Source organism: Vogesella urethralis (assembly GCF_007644045.2).
Taxonomy (GTDB): Bacteria; Pseudomonadota; Gammaproteobacteria; order Burkholderiales; family Chromobacteriaceae; genus Vogesella; species Vogesella urethralis.
Window position 1 is genome coordinate 40672 of record NZ_VMDW02000129.1, and the last position, 16800, is coordinate 57471.

The following is a 16800-nucleotide window of genomic DNA, read 5'->3' on the forward strand; positions in this document are numbered from 1 at the left end:
CGGCACCGTGCCAGATACGAAAAGCCCGATCATGCAGATCGGGCTTTTTCTTTTGAGGTTGCCGCTACGCTCAGTCTTCCATGACGTTCAGCGCGTTGATGCTGAAGCCGGCGTCAACGTAGGTGATTTCGCCGGTAATGCCGGAGGACAGGTCGGAGAGCAGGAAGGCGGCGGTGTTGCCGACCTCTTCGGTGGTGACGTTGCGGCGTAAACAGGACTGGTTGGCCGCCATGTTCAGCAGTTTGCCAAAGCCGGAGATGCCGGCTGCGGCCAGCGTTTTGATCGGGCCTGCAGAAATGCCGTTGACGCGAATACCGTCCTTGCCCAGGCTGGCTGCCATGAAGCGCACCGACGCTTCCAGGCTGGCTTTGGCCAAGCCCATCACGTTGTAGTTGGGTACCGCGCGTACTGCGCCCAGGTAGGAGAGGGTAAGCAGTGCCGCGTTACGGCCTTGCATCATCGGGCGTGCCGCCTTGGCCAGCGCGGGGAAACTGTACGCCGACACGTCGTGGGCAGTGTGGAATGCTTCGCGGCTGAGGGCGTCCAGGAAGTCACCTTCCAGCGCGTCGCGGGGTGCATAGGCGATGGCGTGTACCAGCCCGTCTAGCCCGTCCCATTCTTTGCCGAGTGCGTCAAACAGACGAGCGATTTCGTCGTCGTTCTGTACGTCACAGCGGTAAACCAGCTGGCTGCCGAAATCGGCAGCCATTTCACGCACGCGGTCTTCCAGCTTGTCTACCACGTAGGTGAATGCCAGTTCTGCGCCCTGGCGATGGCATGCCTGCGCGATGCCGTAGGCAATAGAACGGTTCGAGATCATGCCGGTGATCAGGATTTTCTTGCCTTGCAGGAATCCCATGTCAAATCCTTTACTTGTAAAGCAGCCGTGCATTATAGCCTTCAATCGACCGACCGTCTTGTAGCGCTGGCCGGCTTGCCATGCTGCGGTAAGGGTTGTCGGGGCGGGGGGGAGTTGTTACCATCGCTTGTAATTTGAAATATCGACACCCTACCGAGAGGAAAACGATGAGCGACCTGATTCTGCACGTAACCGACGATTCGTTCGAACAACAAGTCCTGAACGCCGAGAGCCCGGTGCTGGTGGACTACTGGGCAGAATGGTGTGGTCCTTGCAAGATGATTGCCCCGATCCTGGACGACGTGGCCAAGGAATACCAGGGCCGTCTGACCATCGCCAAGCTGAACATCGACCAGAACGAAGCCACCCCGCCGAAATTCGGCATTCGTGGCATCCCGACCCTGATGCTGTTCAAGAACGGCGAAGTGGCTGCTACCAAGGTAGGCGCCCTGTCCAAGACCCAGCTGATCGAGTTCCTGAACGCGCACCTGTAAGCGTCTGGCACCGGTAACGGATTGACAGATAATGCCTCTTGGACTATCTTCCCACTAGTCCTGTACGCGAGCGGCCAAGGCCGCTCGTTTCATATTTCCCTTCTATTTCTTTCCTCAGTCTCGGTGCGCATTGCCGCCTTGTTACATTCTTAGGCTGACCGTACATATATGCATCTATCTGATCTGAAGCGCCAACATGTTAGCGAACTTGTGGAAATGGCCATTTCCAACGAGATCGATGGCGCCAACCGCCTGCGCAAGCAGGACCTGATTTTCGCCCTGCTGAAAAACCAGGCCAAAAAAGGCGAAAGCATTTTCGGCGAAGGTACGCTGGAAGTGCTGCCGGATGGTTTCGGCTTCCTGCGCAGCCCGGATTCGTCCTACCTGGCTGGTCCGGACGACATTTACGTCAGCCCGTCGCAGATCCGCCGTTTCAACCTGCATACCGGCGACACTATCGAAGGCGAGATCCGCACGCCGAAGGAAGGCGAGCGCTACTTTGCGCTGGTGAAGGTAGACAAGGTCAATGGCGGTTCGCCGGAGCAGGCCAAGCACAAGATCCTGTTCGAGAACCTGACCCCGCTGTTCCCGACCGAGCGTCTGAACCTGGAACGCGACATCAAGGCCGAGGAAAACATCACCAGCCGTCTGATCGACCTGATTTCGCCCATCGGCAAAGGCCAGCGCGGCCTGTTGGTGGCGCCGCCGAAATCCGGCAAGACCGTGATGCTGAAGCACATTGCGCACGCGATCACCACCAACCACCCGGAAGTGGAAATGATCGTGCTGCTGATCGACGAGCGTCCGGAAGAGGTGACCGAGATGCAGCGTTCGGTACGCGGCGAAGTGGTGTCTTCCACCTTCGACGAGCCGGCTACCCGCCACGTGCAAGTGGCCGAGATGGTGATCGAAAAGGCCAAGCGCCTGGTCGAGCACAAAAAGGACGTGGTGATCCTGCTGGATTCCATCACCCGCCTGGCTCGCGCCTACAACACCGTGATCCCGGCTTCCGGCAAGGTGCTGACCGGCGGTGTGGACGCCAACGCGCTGCAACGTCCAAAGCGTTTCTTCGGCGCGGCCCGTAATATCGAAGAGGGCGGCTCGCTGACCATCATCGCCACCGCGCTGGTTGATACCGGCTCGCGCATGGACGACGTGATCTACGAAGAATTCAAGGGCACCGGCAATATGGAGATCCATCTGGATCGCCGCATGGCCGAAAAACGCATCTTCCCGGCTATCAACATCAACCGCTCCGGCACCCGTCGCGAAGAGCTGCTGATTCCGCAGGAACAGCTGCAGCGCATCTGGGTACTGCGCAAGCTGCTGTACCCGATGGACGACCTGGAGGCGATGGAGTTCATGCTGGACAAGCTGCGCGTTACCAAGTCCAACTTGGCCTTCTTCGATTCGATGCGCCGCTAAGCTGCCACGAAACGACTACCCCTACGCCAGGCCATGCGGTCTGGCGTTTTTGCATTTGAAACAGGAAGCAACAAACTATGCTGCAATGGTTGCTCGATCTGGATGGCTACTCGGTCATCGGGACAGTGGCATTTGCCATTTCCGGCTATTTGCTGGGGGTGCGCAAGCACCTGGACTTGCTGGGCATCATCATCGTGACCCTGCTCACCGCCATTGGCGGCGGCATCATTCGTGATGTGCTGGTTGGCCGCATGCCGCAAGTGTTTCTGGATAACACCAACCTGATCATCATCGCGCTCAGTGTACTGGCGGCGATGGCGGCGCGGCTGCACAAGCGCGAAAACGAACTGCTGACCACGTTGTTCATTCTCGCCGATTCGATAGGCCTGGTTGCGTTCAGTCTGGCAGGGGCTAAATTGGGAGTGGAGTACCACATCAATGCGTTCGGCGTCATCCTGCTGGGCTTTGTCACGGCAGTGGGTGGTGGCATCGTGCGCGACATGATGGTGAACGACGTGCCCTTCATCTTGCACAAAGACTTCTACGGTACGGTGTCGATCGTGGTGGCGGCGGCTTTGTACCTGCTGTCGCTGCCGGGGTGGGACCACGGCGTAGCTGTGCAGCTGGTCTTTGTCGGCGGTGTGGCCCTGCGGCTGTTTGCCCATTGGGGCGAGCTGTCGTTACCCAAGATCGGTGCCAATAAAAAAAGAGGCTGAATATGCAGATTGCCCGCGACGAGCATGCGTTGTCACAATTGATGCAGCAGTTGGCCGCCACGCCCTTGCCGGCGGACGGGGAGGGCCTGCTGCCGCGCGAACGCGGCTACAAGCCGGCCGCGGTACTGGTGCTGTGGCAACAGCTGGCCGACGGTTGGCACGTGGTGTTGACGCGGCGCACGCCGCATCTGCGCAGCCACGGCGGGCAGATCAGCTTTCCTGGCGGGCGGCTGGAGGACGGTGATGCCAGCGCTGCCGAGGCGGCCCTGCGCGAGGCGGAAGAAGAAATCGGTGTGCCACCCACTGCGGTGGCGGTGTTGGCCGAGATGGCGGAATACCAGACCGTTACCGGCTACGCGGTGACGCCGGTGCTGGGCCTGTTGCGTGAGGCGGTAACGTTCCGGCCTTCGCCGGACGAAGTGGACGAGGTGTTCTGTGTGCCGCTGACGCTGGTGCTGGACGTGCGGCATTACGAGCGCCACGCCTACGAGCGCGATGGGGTGCGTGGTCACTATTATTCGCTGCGCCACGGCGACTATTTCATCTGGGGCGCGACGGCGGCGATGCTGAGACGGCTGGCGCTGGCCTATCACCAGCATTATCCGCACTAAGCCGCAGCGTGCCAGACCGCGCTGCCGCGTGATAGCGAAAGAAAAGCCTGTTTGCAACGCAAACAGGCTTTTTCATTGCGACCAAGCCGCTACGTAAGGGGTGGCTGAAGACTGCCGTGCACGCCTACTGGCTAAAGCGCATCGACAGGTCGATGGCGCGGACGTCTTTGGTGAGCTTGCCGATGGAGATGCGGTCGACGCCGGTTTCGGCAATGGCGCGCACGGTATTGAAGTCCACGCCGCCGGAGGCTTCCAGCAGAGCGCGGCCGGCGCTCAGGTTCACGGCCTCGCGCATGTCGTCCAGCGACATATTGTCCAGCAGGATCAGCGTGCAGCCGGCGTCCAGCGCCTCTTGCAGCTCGGTCAGGTTTTCTACTTCCACCTGGATGCTCACCTGCGGCGGTGCCAGCTCGCGCGCGCGCTGCAGCGCCCGGGTAATGCTGCCGGCGGCCATGATGTGGTTTTCCTTGATCAGGATGCCGTCGTACAGGCCGATGCGCTGGTTGACGCCGCCGCCGACGGTAACCGCGTATTTCTGCGCCAGGCGCATGCCGGGCAGGGTCTTGCGGGTGTCCAGGATGCGGGCGCGGGTGCCGGTGATGATGTCGGCGTAGCGGCGGGTTTCGCTGGCGACGGCCGACAGTGTCTGCAGCAGGTTCAGCGCGGTGCGTTCGGCGGTCAGCAGCGCGCGCGCCGGGCCGCTGATCTCGCACAGTACGGTATCGGCGGCCACCTGCTGGCCCTCGGCTACCTGCCACCTTACCTGACAGCGGCCATCTACCTGACGGAAGGCTTCGTCGAACCAGGCTTGGCCACAGATGGTGGCGGCCTCGCGGGCAATCACGCGGGCGTGACCCGGCGTGGCGGCGTCGATCAGCAGGGCGGTCCAGTCTTGCTGGCCGATGTCTTCGGCCAGGGCCTGGCTGACCAGGTTGGCAATGTGATGGGCAGGGGGCAGGGTAAACATGCGTGCTCTCGTCTAAAGGTTGGCCGCATTTTACCGCAATGCACGGCTGGCGGGTTTTTGCGGCGGCGGGGCGGCTGTTATGATGGTGTTTGTATTGCGGTGCAAGGTGGAGCGGATGAATTTTCTGGCCGGGCAGTTTGCCCAGCCCTGGGTATGGGGCGCAAATCTGGTAGCGGGGCTATTGCTGTTGCTGTGCGTGCGCAAGGTGGCGTGGCGCGCCTTGCCGGAGGCCGCGGTGTCCGCCTGGTGCGGCGCGTGCGTGATATTGCTGGGTTTTGCGTTGGCGCGGGCCGGTTTGCAGCCCGGCTTGTCGTTCCATCTGCTGGGTGCCACCGTATTCACCTTGCTGATGGGGCCGTGGCTGGCCATGCTGGCCCTGTCGCTGGTGCTGGTGGCACTGGCGGCCGGCGGGTTTCTGGATCCGCTGGCGCTGGGGCTGAACCTGCTGCTCAGCTATGCCCCGGTGGTAGTGCTGACCACGCTGGTGCTGCAACTGGCGCGGCGACGACTCGCCCCTAACCTGTTTGTGTACGTGTTCGTCAACGCGTTTCTCACCGGCGCCGCCGGCATGCTGTTGGCCGCGTGTTGCGGTCTGCTGGCGCTGGGGCTGGCGGGTGCCTACGCGGCGGACCATCTGCTGGAAAACGCCTTGCCGTTCTATTTCTTGCTGGCCTGGTCCGAGGCGTTTACCAGTGGTTTGGTGATCGCCATTCTGATTGTTTACCGCCCGCACTGGGTGGCCACTTTTGACGACCGCCGTTATCTGGCGGGTTAGGAGTCAACATGCAGTTTGCGTTCTGGGCGGTACTGATCGCTGCCGTGTTGCCGGTGCTGTTTGCCGCGCTGAGCAAAAGTGGGGGTATGGATAACCACGCGCCACGCGCCGCGCAGGCCGCGTTGCACGGCTGGCGCCAGCGTGCACACTGGGCGCAGCAAAACAGCTGGGAAGCGTTTCCGGTATTTGCCGCGGCGGTGGTGGTGGCTTTTCTCAATCTGGTTCCAGCTGGCCGTATGGATGCGGCGGCGGCGGTCTTCGTGCTGGCGCGGCTGGCATATGGTGTGTGCTACGTGATGGACTGGCCGACGGCGCGTTCTTTGGTGTGGACCGTGGGTTATGGGGCTGTGATTTACCTGTTTCTGGCTGCAGCGCACCTGTTCTGATCGGCTGGGGCAGGGCGGGCAAACAAAACGGCGGCCAACCTGGCAAGGTTGGCCGCCGTTTTATCGTGCCTTGAGTGGGGCCTTACAGCACGATCGGTTCCGCCTCCAGCTGCACGCCGTAGCGTTGCAGCACGGTGGCGCAGACGTGTTCGGCCAGCGCGCGCATCTGGCTACCGCTGGCTTGGCCGTGGTTCACTAGTACCAGCGCCTGGCGGTCGTGTACGCCGGCGTCGCCGTCGCGGTAGCCTTTGAGGCCGGCTTGTTCGATCAGCCAGCCAGCGGCCAGCTTCACGCTGCCGTCGGCTTGCGGGTAGTGCGGCAGCGCCGGGTGGCTGGCCAACAGCGCCGCGGCTTGTTCTGCCGGCACGATGGGGTTCTTGAAGAAACTGCCGGCGTTGCCCAGTACTGTCGGGTCGGGCAGCTTGCTCTGGCGGATGCGGATAACAGCCTGGCTCACCTGCAGCGCGGTGGGCGCCTCGGCGCAGCCCATCTCGGCCAGCATGCGGCCGATGTCGCCGTAGCCGGTGCGCGGGGTGAACTGTTTGGCCAGCCGGAAGCGTACGGCTGTGACCAGGTAACGGCCGGCCAGCTCGCGCTTGAACACGCTGTCGCGGTAGGCAAAGCGGCAGTCGGCGTTACGCAGTACCACTTCGGCACCGCCTTGCTGCAAGTCGGCACAGACCACTTCGTGCAGCGTGTCTTTTACTTCCACACCGTAGGCGCCGATGTTCTGGATCGGGCTGGCGCCGACGGTGCCGGGGATCAGGCTGAGGTTTTCCAGCCCGCTCCAGCCTTGCTGCAGCGTGTACTGCACGAAGTGGTGCCACACTTCGCCGGCGGCGGCTTCGATCAGCACGTGTTCGTTGTTTTCTTCCAGCACGCGCAGGCCCTTCAGCGCGTTACGCACGATGAGGCCGGGGTAGTCGCGGGTAAATAGCATATTGCTGCCGCCGCCCAGCCACAGCACCGGGCCTTGCCGGTAGGCGTCGCTGGCCAGCAGTGCCGGCAGCTGCGAAAGCTGTTGCAGTTCGGCAAAGTGGGCGGCTTTTACGTCCATGCCGAAGGTGTTGAGGGCGCGGATCGGGTAGTCGTGATGCAGGGTAAAGGTCACGATGGTCTCTCAAACAGTTTGGCGATGCAGCCGGCGGCGGCTCTCGCGGGACAGGTAGCTAACCAGCAGCATGCCGGCCAGGGTAAGGCTGATTACCAGCGCCAGCCAGAAGCCGTGCACGCCCAGCGGCAGCGTGAGGCCGGGCAGGCTGGCGTGGCCCAGCCCCAGGAAGGTGCCCAGCCCCAGGCCCACTACCCAGAACGACACGATGTGGATCACCATCGGCATGGTAGTCACCTTATAACCGCGCAAGGCGGCCGAGGCGATGGTCTGCATGGCGTCGGTCAATTGGTAGAAGGCAGCAAACAGCATCAGCGTCATGCCCAGGCTGATCACCGCCGGGTCGCTGCTATAGGTGCGCATGATGCCTTCGCGGCCCAGCAGCACCCAGATCATGGTCAGCGTGGCCAGCGCCACGCCCAGCGCCAGGCCCACGCCGCAGACGGTGCGGGCGCCTTGGTAGTCGCCGGCGCCGACGCGCTGGCCGACGCGGATGGTCAGCGCCACGCCGATGCTCTGCGGAATCATGTAGATCACGCTGGAAAAATTCAGCACCGCCTGGTGGGTGGCCACCACGGTAGTGCCCAGTTTGGCGATCAGCAGTGCAATGAAGGAAAACAGGCTCACTTCCACAAAGAACGACAGCCCGATCGGCAGGCCCAGCTTGAAGAACGCCGGAAAGCGCGCCCATTGCGGCCAACTGAACTGACCGGTGAACGCGTAGCGGCGATAGGCGGCCTTGTGTTTGATCACCAGGAACAGTGCCAGCGCGTTGAACCACATCACCATGCCGGTGGCCCAGCCGCAGCCGGCGCCGCCCAGCGCCGGCAGCCCGGCCAGACCGTGGATCAGCGCGTAGTTGAGCGGAATGTTCAGCAGCAGGCCGCAAATGCTTACCAGCATGATGGGGCGGGTGTGGCCCAGGCTGGAGCTGAACGCGTACAACGCGCGGTGCAGGATGGCGGCCGGCATGCCCATGGCGCTGCCAGTGATGAACAGCATGGCCTTGTCTTCCACCTCCGGCGGCAGGCTCAGCCACAGCCGCAGCAGCGGCTGCATGGCCAACATGGCCAGCATGCCCAGCACGCCCAGCAGCAGGCCGAACCACAGGCCCTGGCGGGCGGTGTCGCCAATCTCGTGGCTGTCGCCGCGGCCAACCTGCTGCGCCAGAATGGGGTTAAGTGCGGAGGCGATGCCCATCAGCGTGACGTAGACGGTGATGAACACGCTGGAACCCAGCGATACGGCGGCCAGATCGTCGGTACTGACGTGGCCGGCCATGACGGTATCGACAAAGCCGGTACCCACCTGGGCAATCTGCGCCACCATGATTGGTAGCGCCAGTTTGCTGACGGTGAGGGCTTCGCTGCGCAGCGTGGCAGCAGGGGTACGGTTCAGATCAAACAGCATGCAAGGCGGGTGGGTACGGTCAAAACCGCATTATACGGTGCCGCTGTGGCCCGTGCCGCCAGCCATGCGACAGTTTTTTCAGCCAAAACGCGCCGGCGGGTCGCGGCGCAGGTGGCAGCTGATCAGCAGGTCGTGGCCAAAACGGGCATTGATGTTGAGGGCTTCGGTCAGCGACAGGGCGGCAATTTGCAGCGTGCCCTGGTGCAGGTGGATGTCCAGGCCGCGTTCGGTGGCGTAGGCCGCCAGCTCGGTCAGCTTGTGGCGCAGGGCAGGGTTGGCCGTGGTGGCGGTCAGCGAGCCGCTGAGGGCCGGGGCGGCCGGGCGCGGGGTGATGGCGAAATCGGTGTAGCGGTCTTCCTGGCAGTCGTACATGGCAGTCTCCGTTGCGGTGTGCGCGCCCGGTTTTGCTGGCCGAGCGACGCTTTAGCAGTATTTCGATGGCGCCCTGCAAGTTGTCGATTAACTCGGCGCATAAACCTTGGTGTGCGGATGGTGACTGCCAATGCAAAAACCCGCCGACGCAGCGTAAGCGTCCAGCGGGTGTGGGTACGCTTTAGCTGGTATTTGTCAGGCGCCCCGCAAGCAGTCACAAATCGGCGCAACTGAGAAATTAGAGCAGTCTATCGATACTGTCAAGCGCCGTCGCGGCGCAAAACTGGAGCCGGCATAAAATATCGGGCTATAATCCTCGCCTTGAATCCGGGCAGCGACCGCTGCCTCCCACCTTCTTCCAGATACTGTCCCTGATGATTCGCAAACTGATCAGTCGCGTTTTCGACCTGCCTGCCGGCATCAGCCGCAACAAACCCAAGCCGCGCGTGCTGTCGCTGGCACAGCACGGCGTTCGTCGCGATGCACTCAGCCAGGCCGCGCTGCGCGTGGTGTCGCGGCTGCAGGAGTCCGGCCACAGCGCCTACGTGGTAGGCGGTGCGGTGCGCGACCTGCTGCTGGGCGTGTCGCCCAAGGATTTTGACGTGGCCACCAGCGCCACGCCGGAAGAGGTGCACCATCTGTTCCGCCGTTCCCGCATCATCGGCCGCCGCTTCCGCATCGTGCACGTGATGATGGGCCCGGAAACCATCGAGGTCACCACCTTCCGGGGTGGCGAAGTGGGCAAAACCAACGAAACCGGCCGCATCATGGCCGACAACACCTACGGCAGCCAGATCGAGGACGCGCAGCGGCGTGATTTCACCGTCAACGCGCTGTTCTATAACCCCACCGATGAAACCATCATCGATTATCACCACGGGGTGAAAGACCTGCAGGCGCGCAAGCTGGTGATGATCGGCCAGCCGGCACGCCGTTACCAGGAAGACCCGGTGCGCATGCTGCGCGCGGTGCGCCTGGCGGCAAAGCTGGGTTTCGAGATCGACGAACACACCCGCAAGCCGATTGCCGCCCACGCCCACCTGCTGAAGAATGAGCCGCCGGCCCGCCTGTTTGACGAGCTGCTGAAGCTGCTGCATTCCGGCCACGCCTACGCCTGTCTGAAGAAGCTGCGCGATGAAGGCCTGTCGCGTGGCATCTTCCCGCTGCTGGACGCGGTGATGGACGAAGAGGGCGGCGAAGGCTTCCTGCAGCTGGCGCTGGCCAGCACCGACGAGCGCATCCGCGCCGACAAACCGGTATCGGTGGGTTTCATGTTGGCCGCACTGCTGTGGGCGCAGGTGAACAACCGCTGGAAGGCGCGCATGGCCGCCGGCGAAAAATCGATTGCCGCGCTGATGGCCGCCATGGCCGAGGTAGAGTCGCTGCAGGACGAAGACTTCGCCATTCCGCGCCGTTTCTCCGCCACCATGCGCGAGATCTGGTCGCTACAGCCGCGCTTTGAAAGCCGCACTGGTGCCCGCCCGTTCCGTTTCCTGGAGCAGCCGCGCTTCCGTGCCGCCTTCGATTTCTACTGCCTGCGCGCCGAAGCCGGCGATGTGCCGCGCGAAATGGTGCAATGGTGGGCCGAGTTCCAGCACGCCGATCACGACGATCGCCAGCTGCTGGTCGAAGAAGCGCGCCAGGCGCCGCAGCCCTCTGCAGCTGCCGACAGCGAGCGCAAGAAGCGCCGCCGTCGCCGCAAGCCGAATGCGCGCCCGACTGAAGGTGGCGCCGAGTGAGTCGTGCCATCATCGCGCTGGGTAGCAACCTGGACAACCCGGTGCAGCAGGTAGAAGCGGCCTTGCAGGCCATCGGCAAACTGCCCGGCGTCAGCCTGCTGGCGCGCTCGTCCTGCTACCGCACCGCCCCGGTGGGTTATGCGGACCAGCCGGACTTTATCAATGCCGTGTGCCAGGTAGACAGTGCGCTGGCGCCGCAGGACCTGCTGGCCGCCTTGCTGCAGCTGGAGCAGGCCTTTGGCCGCGTGCGCACCTTTCGCAACGCGCCGCGCGTGCTCGACCTCGACCTGCTGCTGGTGGACGGCGTCTGCCTTGCAACCGAATTTCTTACGCTGCCGCACCCGCGCATGCACGAACGCGCTTTCGTGATGCTGCCGCTGGCAGAAATGGCTCCCGATACCCTGGTGGGCGGGCACGGCCGGGCGGCAGACATTGCCGCCGCGCTGGACGCCGCCGGGGTGCAACGTTTGCCCTGAACAGGAAACGCCATGTCCCATTTGCGCTATGTTGTGGTGGAAGGCCCGATCGGCTGCGGCAAATCCGGCCTCGCCCGTCGTCTGGCCGATTACTGGCAGGTTCGCCTGTTGGCCGAAGAGGGCGGTCAGAACCCCTTTCTGGAACGCTTCTACCGCCACCCGCCGTACCACGCCCTGTCTACCCAGCTGCACTTCCTGATGCGTCGTGCCGACATGGCGCACGGCATGCTGGATGGCGACCTGTTGGCCGCGCCGCTGGTGGCCGACTTCCTGTTCGACAAGGACGCCATGTTCGCCGAGCAGACGCTGGACAAGGACGAGCTGGCGCTGTACCAGCGCATCGTGCAGCGCTTCCTGCCCGAGCACCCGGTGCCGGATCTGGTGATCTACCTGCAGGCGTCGCCGGAAACGGTCAGCAAAAGGTTGGCCGCACGCTCGGCTGCGGGTGAGACCATTGCCATGCCGGAAGGCTACGTGCAGCGCATGCACGAGGCCTACAGTACCTTTTTTCACGCCTACGAGGCGGCCCCGCTCCTGATCGTCAACACCGACCATCTTGATCTGGTTGAAGGTGAGGAAGATTTCGGGCTATTGTTGCGCTGCATCAGCGAGATGCGTGGCCAGCGCAGTTACTTCAACAAGGGCGCATGACGCCCTGGGCGCGCCCCGGCCACAAGCTGGGCAACGCGCAACCGGAAGAAGCAACAAGGATAAAAACACATGAAAGTCACCGTTAACACACTGCACACCATGGCGGCCGAGGGGCAAAAAATCGCCATGATGACCTGCTACGACACCAGTTTTGCCAGCCTGCTGGACGGCGCCGGTGTCGATATCATGCTGATCGGCGATTCGCTGGGCATGGTCATCCAGGGCGAAGACTCCACCCTGCCGGTGTCGCTGGACGAAATGGTGTACCACACCCGCTGCGTGGCACGCGGTGCCAAGCGCGCGCTGGTGCTGGCCGACCTGCCGTTCGGCGCCTACCAGGAAAGCCCGGCGCAGGCATTTGCCAGCTCGGCGCGCCTGATGCAGGCCGGTGCCCACATGGTGAAACTGGAAGGCGGTGCCTTCATGGCCGATACCGTGCGCTTCCTGGTGCAGCGCGGCGTGCCGGTATGCGCCCACATCGGCCTGACCCCGCAGTTCGTCAATACCTTTGGCGGCTACAAGGTGCAGGGCAAGAGCGAAAGCGACGCCGAGCGCATCATCGAAGAAGCGCGCGTACTGGCCGAAGCCGGCGCCAGCCTGGTGCTGATGGAGTGCGTGCCGGCAGCGCTGGCCAAGCGCGTGACCGAGGCGGTCAAGGTGCCGACCATCGGCATCGGCGCCGGCCCGGACGTATCCGGCCAGGTGCTGGTGTTGCACGACGTGCTGGGCGTGTTCCCGGGCAAGAAGGCCCGCTTCGTGAAGAACTTCATGGACGAAGCCCAGAGCATTCAGGGCGCAGTTGGCGCCTACGTCAGCGCGGTCAAGGACGGCAGCTTCCCGGCGCCGGAACACTGTTTCTGAGTCACCTGCTGCTGCCCGGCCACGGCCGGGGCGCAGCCTTCTCTGAGTGAGAACCATGCAAGTCATCCGTAGCATTGCCGAGCTGCGCGCCTGGCGCAAAACCGCCGGCCGCGTGGCCTTTGTGCCTACCATGGGCAACCTGCACGCCGGCCATCTGGCGCTGGTAGACGCCGCGCACCAGCATGCCGACAAGGTGGTGGTCAGCATTTTCGTTAACCGCCTGCAGTTCGGCCAGGGCGAAGACTTCGACGCCTACCCGCGTACTTTCGAGGCCGATTGCGCCAAGCTGGAAGCTGCCGGTGTGGACGTGCTGTTCTTCCCGGACGAGCGCGAGCTGTACCCGCGCATCAAGCAGGACTTCAACGTGGAGCCGCCGCATATCCAGAACGAGCTGTGTGGCGCCTTCCGCCCCGGCCATTTCCGTGGCGTGGCCACGGTAGTGAGCAAGCTGTTCAACATCGTGCAGGCCGACGTCGCCTGTTTCGGCAAGAAGGACTTCCAGCAGCTGCACGTGATCCGTGCCATGGTGGACGACCTGAACATGCCGATCGAGATCGTGCCGGTGGATACCGGCCGCGCCGAAGACGGCCTGGCGCTGTCGTCGCGTAATGGTTACCTCAGCCCGGAAGAGCGCGCCGAAGCGCCGCGCCTGTACCGTCACCTGTCCGCCATCCGCGACGCGCTGCTGTCGGGCGACAACCGCTACGCGGTACTGGAAAAAGCTGCCGCCGACGACCTGACGGCGCACGGCTGGCGTGTGGACTACATCGAGGTGCGCCAGGCCGACACCCTGGAAATCGCCCACGCCGGCGAAAGCCGTCTGGTGGTACTGGCCGCCGCCCGCCTGGGCCGCACCCGTCTGATCGACAATATCGAAGTAACGCGCTGAGTTAGCAGCGCCCGTAACAGGAAAAAACCATGCAGCGCTCCATGCTGAAATCCAAGCTTCACCGTGTCACCACTACCCACGCCGAGCTGCATTACATCGGCTCCTGCGCCATCGACGAAAACCTGCTGGAAGCGGCAGACATTCGCGAATACGAAGAAGTGCAGATCTGGAACGTGACCAACGGCGAGCGTTTTGCCACCTACGCCATCCGTGCCGAACGCGGCTCCGGCGTGATCTCGGTCAACGGTTCGGCCGCGCGCCGCGCCGCCCCCGGCGACCTGCTGATCATCGCCAGCTTTGCGGCCTACGAAGACAGCGAGCTGGCCAACCACAACCCGAAGCTGGTGTTTGTGGACGAGAGCAACGTGATCACCGAAGTAAAAGGCGCCACCCCGGTACAACCGGCCTGATGCCTGCCGCGCGTGGCGCGGCCAACACGCAGCCCCTGTCTGCCGATGCAGCAGGGGCTTTTTGTTGCCTGCTGGCAAGGTTGGCCGCGGCGGCGATCGGCAGTGCGGCAGGGCAGGCCATGGACATTTTGCAGTGCAGCGCTTTCGCCGCCGGTCTGGCTTGGCTATAGTGGCTAAGTGACGGATTTATCGACGAAAGGGGGGCTCATGCAAGGCAGATGCTTGTGCGGTGCGGTAAGTTACCGGTTTCGCGGCCAACCCTATCACGTTACCCATTGTCATTGTGCGTCCTGCCGCAAGGCCAGCGGCGCCCCGTTCGTTACCTGGTTCACCGTGCGCAGCATCGACCTGCAGTGGCAGGGAGAGCTGCGGTTGTACCATTCGTCGCTGGGCGTGAAGCGCGGCTTCTGCCCACAGTGCGGCACCACGCTCAGCTACCGTACCGAAGACGCACCGGACGAAATCGACATTACCGCCGCCACGCTGGACCAGCCTGAGTTGCTGGTGCCGGAAGACCATACCTGGACCGACCAGATGCTGCACTGGGTGCGCAGCAGCATTTTTCCGCTACTGCCGGCGCACCCGCGCCACCGTCAGGCTCAGAGCAGGGCCGTGGGCGAGACCAGTACGCCGTCTTCGTCGGCGTAGAGCCAGTGCCCGGGGGTGAAGTCCACGCCGCCGAAATTCAGCACCAGGTCGCGGGTGCCCTCGTTGCGCTTTACCGATTTCTTCGGGTTGGTGTCCAGCGCACGCACGCCCAGCGGCAGCGCCGCGATGGCAACCGAATCGCGGATGCAGCCGTAAATCACCACGCCTTCCCACTGGTTCTTCACCGCCAGTTCGGCAATCTGGTCGCCCAGCAGCGCGCAGCGTAGCGAGCCGCCACCGTCTACTACCAGCACCTTGCCGGCGCCGGCTTCGCTCAGTACCTCGCGCACCAGCGTGTTGTCTTCGTACAGTTTCAGGGTGACGATCTGGCCGGCAAAACGCGCCTTGCCGCCGTAGCTTTTCAGCATCGGTTGCAGCACGGCTACCTTGCCCTCATTGGCGTCGTACAGGTCGGTGGTCAGAAAGCTCATGGTTTCTCCTTTGTGTCATGATGTTGGCCGCCTGGCCGTGTGCCCGGCCTTGGCGGCGAAAAAAAAGCCGCCTGGCGGCGGCTGGAAATCAGTTCATGCGCAGCGGCACGAACAGTGTGCTGTCGCCGCGCCTTACCAGTAGCGCGATATTGCCGCGGGCGTCGTTCAGCGCTTTCTCGAAGCCTTTCACGGTGGTGACCTCGGTCTGGTTCAGGCCGATGATGATGTCGCCGTGTTGCAGGCCGGCACGCGCCGACAGGCCTTGCACCTTCTGCACGAACAAGCCGCCGCGGATGCCCAGCTCTTCGCGGTCGGCCACCGATAGCTCGGACAGGGTCAGGCCCAGTTTGCCGAACTGGTAGCTCTGCGGTTGCTCCGGCTGTGCCTGCTCCGGCTGCGCCTGGCTTTGCTCGGCGGCCAGCTCGGCCAGCGTGGCTTCCACGTTCTGTTCGCTGCCCTTGCGCCATACGCCCAGCTTGATGCGGGCGCCAGGTGGCTGGTCGCCCACCATGCGTGGCAGGTCGCGCGAGCTTTCCACCAGCTGGCCGTTCAGGCGCAGGATGATGTCGCCGATCTGGATGCCGGCGCGGCTGGCCGGGCCGGATGGCTCCACGCGGACCACCAGCGCGCCGCGGGCGCGGTCCAAGCCGAAAGACTGCGCCAGTTCTTGCGTCACTTCCTGGATATGCACACCCAGCTGGCCACGGCTGACCTTGCCCTTGGCTTTCAGCTGGTCGGCTACTTTCATCGCCAGATCGATCGGGATGGCAAACGAAATGCCCATGAAACCGCCGCTACGGCTGTAGATCTGCGAGTTGATGCCGATGACTTCGCCCTTCAGGTTGAACAGCGGGCCGCCGGAGTTGCCCGGGTTGATGGCGACGTCGGTCTGGATAAACGGCACGTAGCTTTCGTCGGGCAGACTGCGGCCTTTGGCCGAGACGATGCCGGCAGTGACGGTGTTTTCAAAGCCGAACGGCGCGCCGATGGCAGCCACCCATTCGCCTACTTTCAACTCGTCCGGGGTGCCGGTCTTGACGGTGGGCAGGTTGGCCGCGTCGATCTTCAGCACGGCCACGTCGGTACGTTTGTCCAGGCCCACCAGCTTGGCGCGCATTTCGCGCTTGTCGGTCAGCATGACCTTGATCTGGGTGCTGCCGGTGACCACATGGGCGTTGGTGAGGATGTAGCCGTCTTCGGTAAAGATGAAGCCGCTGCCGAAGGACACGCTTTCTGATGGTGGCGGCGTTTCCTGCTGCTGGTTGGGGTTGGGCATGTAGCGGCGGAAAAACTCGTAGAACGGGTCGTCTTCCGGTACCGCGTACGGGTTGTCGCTCTGGCTGGTGCGCGTTTCAGCGCGCATGGCCTGGATGTTGACCACGGCGGGGCCTTCGCGCTCAACCAGCTGGGTAAAGTCGGGCAATAGCATGGCCACGCTGCCGTCCGATTTGGCGGGTACGGCAACGGTGACCCCCTTGTCGTCCTTGAACAGGGCTTCGATTTTGCCGCAGCCTCCCAGCGAGACGGCTACGGCGGTGATGAGGGCCAAGCGTGTGCAGGCGTTCACCT

Annotated in this window: 20 protein-coding genes; 13 read left to right on the forward strand and 7 right to left on the reverse strand. The window is 63.4% G+C overall.

Annotated elements, in window-relative coordinates:
• Positions 1–70 precede the first annotated feature (70 nt).
• The gene (gene fabI / locus FLQ03_RS16335; protein WP_144372645.1) at positions 71–859 is read right to left on the reverse strand and encodes an enoyl-ACP reductase FabI; all 789 of its coding nucleotides are present in this window, start codon (positions 857–859) and stop codon (positions 71–73) included.
• 167 nt (positions 860–1026) lie between these two features.
• Here fabI and trxA point away from each other — a divergent pair, with 167 nt between their 5' ends.
• The 4 genes from trxA to FLQ03_RS16355 all read left to right on the forward strand — a co-directional run bounded on the left by trxA (position 1027) and on the right by FLQ03_RS16355 (position 4105).
• Entirely contained in the window at positions 1027–1353 is a 327-nt protein-coding gene (gene trxA, locus FLQ03_RS16340; protein WP_144372646.1) for a thioredoxin TrxA, read from the forward strand.
• Between the two features lie 168 nt (positions 1354–1521).
• The gene (rho, locus tag FLQ03_RS16345; RefSeq protein WP_144372647.1) at positions 1522–2778 is read left to right on the forward strand and encodes a transcription termination factor Rho; all 1257 of its coding nucleotides are present in this window, start codon (positions 1522–1524) and stop codon (positions 2776–2778) included.
• Positions 2779–2855: 77 nt separating this feature from the next.
• Positions 2856–3494: a trimeric intracellular cation channel family protein gene (locus FLQ03_RS16350; RefSeq protein WP_144372648.1), complete on the forward strand. Its 639-nt coding sequence runs from the start codon at positions 2856–2858 to the stop codon at positions 3492–3494.
• 2 nt (positions 3495–3496) lie between these two features.
• A complete protein-coding gene (locus FLQ03_RS16355; protein WP_144372649.1) occupies positions 3497–4105 on the forward strand; it encodes a CoA pyrophosphatase in 609 nt (202 codons plus the stop codon).
• Between the two features lie 124 nt (positions 4106–4229).
• On the opposite strand, the gene nadC is transcribed toward FLQ03_RS16355, so the two are convergent.
• Positions 4230–5072: a carboxylating nicotinate-nucleotide diphosphorylase gene (gene nadC / locus FLQ03_RS16360; RefSeq protein WP_144372650.1), complete on the reverse strand. Its 843-nt coding sequence runs from the start codon at positions 5070–5072 to the stop codon at positions 4230–4232.
• Positions 5073–5187: 115 nt separating this feature from the next.
• Here nadC and FLQ03_RS16365 point away from each other — a divergent pair, with 115 nt between their 5' ends.
• Positions 5188–5847, forward strand: coding sequence for an energy-coupling factor ABC transporter permease (locus FLQ03_RS16365; RefSeq protein ID WP_240802298.1), 660 nt, complete (start codon positions 5188–5190; stop codon positions 5845–5847).
• Positions 5848–5855: 8 nt separating this feature from the next.
• Positions 5856–6233, forward strand: coding sequence for an MAPEG family protein (locus tag FLQ03_RS16370; RefSeq protein WP_144372652.1), 378 nt, complete (start codon positions 5856–5858; stop codon positions 6231–6233).
• 82 nt (positions 6234–6315) lie between these two features.
• Here the strand turns inward: FLQ03_RS16370 and murB are convergent, their stop codons facing one another.
• From murB to FLQ03_RS16385, 3 genes are all read right to left on the reverse strand, one after another.
• Positions 6316–7344 carry a UDP-N-acetylmuramate dehydrogenase gene (murB, locus tag FLQ03_RS16375; RefSeq protein ID WP_144372653.1) on the reverse strand — a complete coding sequence of 343 codons (1029 nt, stop codon included), beginning with the start codon at positions 7342–7344 and terminating at the stop codon, positions 6316–6318.
• 9 nt (positions 7345–7353) lie between these two features.
• Positions 7354–8754, reverse strand: coding sequence for an MATE family efflux transporter (locus tag FLQ03_RS16380; protein WP_144372654.1), 1401 nt, complete (start codon positions 8752–8754; stop codon positions 7354–7356).
• 78 nt (positions 8755–8832) lie between these two features.
• Positions 8833–9126 carry a hypothetical protein gene (locus FLQ03_RS16385; protein ID WP_144372655.1) on the reverse strand — a complete coding sequence of 98 codons (294 nt, stop codon included), beginning with the start codon at positions 9124–9126 and terminating at the stop codon, positions 8833–8835.
• A 374-nt stretch (positions 9127–9500) separates the two neighbouring features.
• On the opposite strand from FLQ03_RS16385, the gene pcnB reads away from it, so the two are divergent.
• The 7 genes from pcnB to FLQ03_RS16420 all read left to right on the forward strand — a co-directional run bounded on the left by pcnB (position 9501) and on the right by FLQ03_RS16420 (position 14800).
• Entirely contained in the window at positions 9501–10865 is a 1365-nt protein-coding gene (gene pcnB, locus FLQ03_RS16390; RefSeq protein WP_144372656.1) for a polynucleotide adenylyltransferase PcnB, read from the forward strand.
• Complete coding sequence (folK, locus tag FLQ03_RS16395; protein WP_144372657.1) at positions 10862–11341, forward strand: 2-amino-4-hydroxy-6-hydroxymethyldihydropteridine diphosphokinase; 480 nt, start codon at positions 10862–10864, stop codon at positions 11339–11341. The genes pcnB and folK overlap by 4 nt, the downstream gene beginning before the upstream one ends.
• 12 nt (positions 11342–11353) lie before the next feature.
• On the forward strand, positions 11354–11992 hold the full coding sequence (locus FLQ03_RS16400) for a deoxynucleoside kinase (protein ID WP_144372658.1): 639 nt from the start codon (positions 11354–11356) through the stop codon (positions 11990–11992).
• A 69-nt stretch (positions 11993–12061) separates the two neighbouring features.
• The gene (panB, locus tag FLQ03_RS16405) at positions 12062–12853 is read left to right on the forward strand and encodes a 3-methyl-2-oxobutanoate hydroxymethyltransferase (RefSeq protein ID WP_144372659.1); all 792 of its coding nucleotides are present in this window, start codon (positions 12062–12064) and stop codon (positions 12851–12853) included.
• A 55-nt stretch (positions 12854–12908) separates the two neighbouring features.
• Positions 12909–13742: a pantoate--beta-alanine ligase gene (gene panC / locus FLQ03_RS16410; protein ID WP_144372660.1), complete on the forward strand. Its 834-nt coding sequence runs from the start codon at positions 12909–12911 to the stop codon at positions 13740–13742.
• A gap of 29 nt (positions 13743–13771) precedes the next feature.
• Entirely contained in the window at positions 13772–14152 is a 381-nt protein-coding gene (panD, locus tag FLQ03_RS16415; protein WP_144372661.1) for an aspartate 1-decarboxylase, read from the forward strand.
• 207 nt (positions 14153–14359) lie between these two features.
• Complete coding sequence (locus FLQ03_RS16420; RefSeq protein ID WP_240802299.1) at positions 14360–14800, forward strand: GFA family protein; 441 nt, start codon at positions 14360–14362, stop codon at positions 14798–14800.
• Here FLQ03_RS16420 and rraA read toward each other — a convergent pair.
• Both rraA and FLQ03_RS16430 read right to left on the reverse strand, forming a co-directional pair.
• The gene (gene rraA, locus FLQ03_RS16425) at positions 14752–15231 is read right to left on the reverse strand and encodes a ribonuclease E activity regulator RraA (protein ID WP_144372662.1); all 480 of its coding nucleotides are present in this window, start codon (positions 15229–15231) and stop codon (positions 14752–14754) included. The two genes, FLQ03_RS16420 and rraA, sit on opposite strands and share 49 nt — an antisense overlap.
• An 88-nt stretch (positions 15232–15319) precedes the next feature.
• A complete protein-coding gene (locus FLQ03_RS16430) occupies positions 15320–16798 on the reverse strand; it encodes a DegQ family serine endoprotease (RefSeq protein ID WP_144372663.1) in 1479 nt (492 codons plus the stop codon).
• Positions 16799–16800 lie beyond the last annotated feature (2 nt).